This is a genomic window from Stenotrophomonas sp. STEN054 (genome assembly GCF_056854535.1).
Genome location: NZ_JBXFWG010000051.1, coordinates 21,571 through 28,015, shown reverse-complemented (window position 1 = coordinate 28,015; position 6,445 = coordinate 21,571). Strand labels below are relative to the sequence as shown.

General features: G+C 69.7%; 3 protein-coding genes. 2 read left to right on the top strand and 1 reads right to left on the bottom strand.

What is annotated here, in order from left to right; translation table 11 throughout:
* Window positions 1-185: 185 nt before the first annotated feature.
* The gene (gene hglS / locus AC1VXD_RS16850; RefSeq protein ID WP_482993005.1) at window positions 186-1,547 is read left to right on the top strand and encodes a 2-oxoadipate dioxygenase/decarboxylase HglS; all 1,362 of its coding nucleotides are present in this window, start codon (window positions 186-188) and stop codon (window positions 1,545-1,547) included.
* A gap of 83 nt (window positions 1,548-1,630) precedes the next feature.
* On the opposite strand, the gene AC1VXD_RS16845 is transcribed toward hglS, so the two are convergent.
* Window positions 1,631-3,145 carry an acetyl-CoA hydrolase/transferase family protein gene (locus AC1VXD_RS16845; protein ID WP_482993004.1) on the bottom strand — a complete coding sequence of 505 codons (1,515 nt, stop codon included), beginning with the start codon at window positions 3,143-3,145 and terminating at the stop codon, window positions 1,631-1,633.
* A 393-nt stretch (window positions 3,146-3,538) separates the two neighbouring features.
* Between AC1VXD_RS16845 and glnE the strand changes: the two genes are divergently transcribed.
* Complete coding sequence (gene glnE / locus AC1VXD_RS16840) at window positions 3,539-6,334, top strand: bifunctional [glutamate--ammonia ligase]-adenylyl-L-tyrosine phosphorylase/[glutamate--ammonia-ligase] adenylyltransferase (protein ID WP_482993003.1); 2,796 nt, start codon at window positions 3,539-3,541, stop codon at window positions 6,332-6,334.
* Window positions 6,335-6,445 lie beyond the last annotated feature (111 nt).

The following is a 6,445-nucleotide window of genomic DNA, read 5'->3' as shown; positions in this document are numbered from 1 at the left end:
CGCGGCAGCCCCCCTCCCCCCCCCTCGTTCTGCTCCTTTCTCATGTCGCGCCGGGCGACCCGCGGCCCGGGCGGCGGGGGGCCGCGCGGCCGGTCGGGCGCGCCCGGGCGCTACCGATGGTGTTCCCCGCAAACGGCGGCCACAATACGGCTCTCGCCGTTCCCGTTCCCGCATTCGAGTGACTGATGAGCGCCTCTTTCGTTTCGCCTGATGTGATCCGCCGCCTGTTCGCCCAGGCCATGTCCCGCATGTACCGCACCGAAGTGCCGCTGTACGGCATGTTGGTGGAACTGGTGGAGCGGATCAACGCGGAGGTGCTTGCGCAGGACCCGGCGCTCGCCGCGCAGCTGCAGCGCAACGACGAGCGCGCACGCCTGGACGAAGAGCGCCACGGCGCGATCCGCGTCGGCACCCCGCAGGAACTGGCCACGCTGCGCCGCCTGTTCGCGGTCATGGGCATGTTCCCGGTGGCCTACTACGATCTGTCGGTGGCCGGCGTGCCGGTGCATTCCACCGCGTTCCGACCGCTTACCGGCGCGGCCCTGGCGCAGAACCCGTTCCGCGTGTTCACCTCGCTGCTGCGCCTGGAGCTGATCGAAGACGAAGCGCTGCGCGCCGAGTCCGCCCGCATCCTTGAACGCCGCCGCATCTTCACCGAGGGCGCGCTGGCGCTGATCGAGCAGGCCGAGCGTGACGGTGGCCTGTCGCAGGCCGATGCCGAGCGCTTCGTTGCCGAGGCGCTGGAGACCTTCCGCTGGCACGGGGATGCCACCGTCGACCTGGCCACCTACCACGCGCTGCACGATGCGCACCGGCTGGTGGCCGACGTGGTCAGCTTCCGCGGCCCGCACATCAACCACCTCACCCCGCGCACGCTGGATATCGATGCCGCCCAGGCCGCGATGATCGAACATGGCATGGCCGCCAAGGCGGTGATCGAAGGCCCGCCGCGTCGCGCCTGCCCGATCCTGCTGCGGCAGACCAGCTTCAAGGCGTTGGAAGAAGCCGTGCATTTCCCCGGTGGCGAGGGCGGCGATGCCGGCACGCATACCGCGCGCTTCGGCGAGATCGAGCAGCGTGGCCTTGCCCTGACCCCGAAGGGGCGCGCGCTGTATGACCAGCTGCTGGCGCAGGCCCGCGATGCCGGTGGCGCCGGCAGCACCGGTGGTGACTATGGCCAGCGCCTGCAGGCGGTATTCGCCAGTTTCCCCGATGACCACGACACCCTGCGCCAGGAAGGGCTGGGCTATTACCGTTACCAGCTGACCGACGCCGGGCGCGCCGCGCCGGAGCGCGTGGCCGATCTGCCGGCCGAAGTGCTGGTAGCCGCCGGCCTGGCCACGGCCGACCCGATCGTCTACGAGGATTTCCTGCCGGTCAGCGCCGCGGGCATCTTCCAGTCCAACCTGGGCGGTGAAGAGCAGCGGGCCTATGCCGCGCACGCCAACCGCGAAGCGTTCGAGCAGGCGATGGGCGTGGCGGTGAACGACGAGTTCGAGATCTACGAGCGGCTGCAGGCCGAATCGCTGGCGGCGCTGCGCGGGTAGTCCGGGACATCCGCCGGGCATGGCCCGGCGCTACCAGGGTAACGTGGGGTAGCGCCGGGCCATGCCCGGCGTACCGACGATGGTCAGCCCTTCATCGTGCCGGTATCCAGCCAACGCTGGTGCCACGACAGCGCCTCCGGCAGCAGGTGCGGGGTGTGCTTGCCGTAGCTTTCGCGGCTGGCGCGGTCGAAGTAGTCCTGCAGCTGCGGGCGGAAATCCGGGTGCGCGCAGTTGTCGATCAGCACCTGCGCGCGCTTGCGCGGGGTCAAACCACGCAGATCGGCCAGGCCCTGTTCGGTCACGATCACCGACACGTCGTGCTCGGTGTGGTCGACATGGCTCACCATCGGGGTGATCGCCGAGATCGTGCCGTTCTTCGCGGTGGACGGACTGAGGAACGCCGACAGGAAACCGTTGCGGGCAAAGTCACCCGAACCGCCAATGCCGTTCATGATCCGGGTGCCCATCACGTGCGTCGAATTGACGTTGCCGTAGATGTCCACCTCGATCATGCCATTCATGCCGATGCAGCCCAGGCGGCGCACCAGTTCCGGGTGGTTGGAGATTTCCTGCGTGCGCATGATGATGCGCTCGCGGTAGAAATCGATGTGTTCCTTGAACGTCTCGTTGGCCTGCGGGCTGAGCGCGAAGCCAGTGCACGAGGCATAGCTCAGCACGCCGTCGCGCAGCAGGTCGAGCATGCCGTCCTGGATCACCTCGGTGAACGCGGCCAGATCGCGGAAGCCACTTTTGGCCAGGCCGGCCAGCACCGCGTTGGGAATATTGCCCACGCCCGACTGCAGCGGCAGCAGGTTCGGCGGCAGGCGGCCCTTCTTTACTTCGTGCTGCAGGAACTCGATCAGGTGCGAAGCGATCTGCTCGCTGGTCGCATCGATCGGGCTGAACGGGCTGTTGCGGTCCGGGCCGTTGGTGCGCACCACGGCCACGATCTTGTCCGGGTCGCAGCGCAGCGCGGTATCGCCAATGCGGTCGTTGGCGTTCACCAGCGGAATCGGCTTGCGGTGGGGCGGCAGCGCGGTGCCGTAGTAGATGTCATGCATGCCGTCGACGCCGGCCGGCTGCCACGCGTTGACCTCGACGATGACCTTCTTGGCCAGGTCCAGCCAGGTCTTGTTGTTGCCTACCGAGGTGGAGGGCACCAGCGAGCCGTCCTCGCGGATGGCCGACACTTCGATTACCGCGGTGTCGATCTCACCGTAGAAGCCGAACCAGACGTGCTGGGCGACGTGGCTGAGGTGGATGTCGATGTAATCCAGCTTGCCCTCGTTGATGCGGTTGCGCGCATCCGGGTCGCTCTGGAAAGGCATGCGCATGGCGATGCCATCGGCCTTGGCCAGCGCGCCGTCCAGTTCCGGTGCGGTCGAGGCGCCGGTCATCAGCTTGATCTGGAAGGGCAGGCCCTGGGCGTGCACCGTCTCGATGCGACGGGCAAGTTCGACGGGGACGGCCTTGGGATAACCGGAGCCGGTGAAGCCGCTCATGGCGACGGTTTCACCGGGCTGGATCAGCGCGGCTGCGGCCTCGGCGGAGACCACGCGGTCACGGAGACGCGCGTTGGCGATGCGATCAACAGACATGACGACACGTGTTTCAAGGGGGAAGCCCGATTATCGGCCATCCCCCGCCGTACGGGGGCTGCGACCTTCGTGGAATGGCTTTTCCGGACGGCGGGCTACCATACCCACCAGTTCTGTTTTGCAGTGCAGCGTGCAATGTCCTCCCGCATTCCGCAGGATGGCCCTGCATCCCGACGTGGGGGAGGGAGCAGAGCCCGCTGGCAGTTCGCTGCAAGCGGGCTTTTTTATTGCCTGACGCCCAAGCTGAATAGGCGTTTCGCGGGGGGGGGGTACCTAGGGCCCGCGGCGGGGGGGGGGCCCCCCCCCCCGGGGGGCTATTAAAGGCGGGCGTCCCACCCCCCCCCCCACCCCCCCCCCCCCCCCCCCCCCCGGCCGGGTCGATACAATCAGGGCATGACCCTCGCCCCCGCCGAACTGCCCGCCACCCTCCAGCCCCTGGTCGACCGCGCGCTGGCGCGCCTGGCCCATGTCCTGCCCGAGCCTATCCCCGCTGCGCTGCAGGCGCCGCTGGTGCGTCTGGCGGTGGCCAGCGACTTCGCCCTGGACACCCTCGTGCGCCAGCCGGCGCTGCTGGCCCACCTGGCCCAGCCCGGCTGCCCGCCGCTGCCGGCGCCGGTGCTCGACCCGCAGCAGCCCAGCGACTGGCAGGCGCAGCTGCGGCGCTGGCGTGCGGCCATGTCCACCCGCCTGGTCTGGCGCGATCTGGCAGGCCTGGACGACGTGCCGCAGACCCTGGCTGGCGCCACCACCCTCGCCGAGGACTGCCTGCGCTTGGCGCTGGACGCCCTGCAGCAGGAATTCGCCCAGCGCCACGGCGTCATCCGCGATGACGACGGCCAGCCGATGCAGCTGGTGGTGTTCGGCCTGGGCAAGCTGGGCGGTGGCGAGCTCAACTTCAGTTCCGATATCGACCTGGTCTACGCCTACGCGCAGGGCGGCGAATCCGATGGCCCGCGCCCGCTGGCCGCCGAGGAGTACTTCGCCCGCCTCGGCCAGCGCCTGGCCAAGCTGCTGGACGAGACCACCGTCGATGGCTTCAGCCACCGCGTCGACCTGCGCCTGCGCCCGTTCGGCAGCGCTGGCCGCGTCGCGCTGTCGTTCGCGGCAATGGACCAGTATTTCCAGCGCGAGGGCCGCGACTGGGAACGCTATGCCTGGCTGAAGGCACGCGCGGTGGCTGGCGACATCGCCGCCGGTGAGGCGTGGCTGCAGACCCTGCGCCCGTTCGTCTACCGCCGCTATCTGGATTTCACCGCGCTCGATGGCCTGCGCGAGATGAAGGCGGCGATCACCGCCGAAGTCGCGCGCCGCGAGCTGCACGAAGACATCAAGCGCGGCTCCGGTGGCATCCGCGAAATCGAATTCCTGTGCCAGGCGCTGCAGCTGATCCGCGCCGGGCGCGAGCCGGTGCTGCGCGAGCGGCGCCTGCTGGTCGCCCTGCAGGCGCTGGTCAACGCCGGCCAGATCGCGCCGGACGATGGTGCCGCGCTGCGCGAGGCCTACCTGTTCCTGCGTCGTCTGGAAAACCGCCTGCAGATGCTGCGCGATGCACAGACCCACGTGCTGCCCAGCGACCCGCTGGATCGCCAGCGCATCGCCCTCGGCCTGGGCTACACCGACTGGGATGCGCTGCGTGCGGCACTGACCGTGCAGCAGCAGCGCGTCAGCACCGAATTCGCCGCGCTGCTGGCCCCGCGCAAGGGCCAGGCCGCACCCGATGCGCTGGCCAGCTACTGGCGCAGCCTGCCCGAAGGCAGCAATGCCGAACTGCTGGCCGAAGCCGGTTTCCTCGATGCCAACGGCGCCAACCAGTCGCTGCGTGATTTCGCCCAGAGCACTGGCGTGAAGTCGCTGTCCGATGCCGCGCGCGCGCGCCTGGACCGCGTGCTGCCAGCGCTGCTGCACGCCGCCACGCGTTCGCCGCAGCCCGATGCTGCGCTCAAGCGCGTGCTCGGCCTGCTGCAGGCGGTGCTGCGTCGAACGAGTTATCTCGCGCTGCTGGACGAACAGCCCAGCGCCCTGGCGCGGCTGGTGGACGTACTGGCGCGCAGCGCGCTGCTGGCCGAGCGCCTGGCCGCGTACCCGCTGCTGCTGGACGAACTGCTGGACGTGCGCGTGTCCGGGCCGATGCCCGCATTCGACGGCATGCTGGCCGAATGCCAGCAGGTGCTGCCGGTGGAGGATCCCGAATCGCAGCTGCGCTGGCTCAATGAAACGCGGCTTGCGCTCAGCTTCCGCATGGCGATGGCCACGCTGGATGGCCGCCAGGGTGCGGTGGACAGCACCCGCCAGCTGGCCGAGCTGGCGCAGGCGGTGGTCATCACCGTGCTGAAGCTGGCCGAGGCGGAGATGCATGCCGCGCATGGCGCCGTGCCGGGCGGGCGCTTTGCGATCATCGGTTACGGCAGTCTGGGCGGGCTGGAGCTGGGCTTCGGTTCCGATCTGGATCTGGTGTTCCTGCATGACCATCCTGCCGGCGTGGAAGCCAGCGATGGCGCCCGCCCGCTGGAACCGGGCCGCTGGTACGCGCGCCTGGCGCAGAAGGTGATGGCCCTGCTGGGCGCGGTCACCGCTGCCGGCCGCCTGTACGACATCGACGTGCGCCTGCGCCCGGATGGCGGCAAGGGCACGCTGGTGTCCTCGCTGGCCAGCTACACCGAGTACCAGCGCGAACGTGCCTGGACCTGGGAACACCAGGCCCTGGTGCGCGCGCGCGGCGTGGCCGGCGATGCCGGCCTGCTGGCCGATTTCGAACAGGTGCGCGCGCGGACCCTGGGCCGCGAACGCGACCCCGCCACGCTGTATGCCGACGTGCTGAAGATGCGCGGGCGCATGCGCACCGAACTGGACCGCAGCGATGCCGCGCGGCTGGACCTGAAGCAGGGCGCCGGTGGCGTGGTCGATCTGGAATTCCTGCTGCAGACCGGCGTGCTGGCACGCAGCGCTCAGGTGCCGGCGCTGCTGGAACCGCGCGACACGCCGTCGTTGATCGACGCGCTGGCGGCGGCGGGATTCCTGCCGGAGGCCACTGCGCGTGCGTTGCAGGGTGCACACGCCACGCTGCTGGATGTCGGCCTGGCCTGCACGCTGGACCGCCGCCCGCGGTTGGCACCGACGACACCGGCAATTGAAGACGCGTGTACCGCGATCAGTGCCGCGTGTGTGGCGGCGGAGCTGCCGTTCGGCTGATGGGGGGCCACGTGCGCCTTGGCAGGTGCCGACCGTTGGTCGGCACACGCTGTCAGCCGCGATGCACCCTGAAGGGGCGTGCCGACCAACGGTCGGCACCCACCAGAGCGA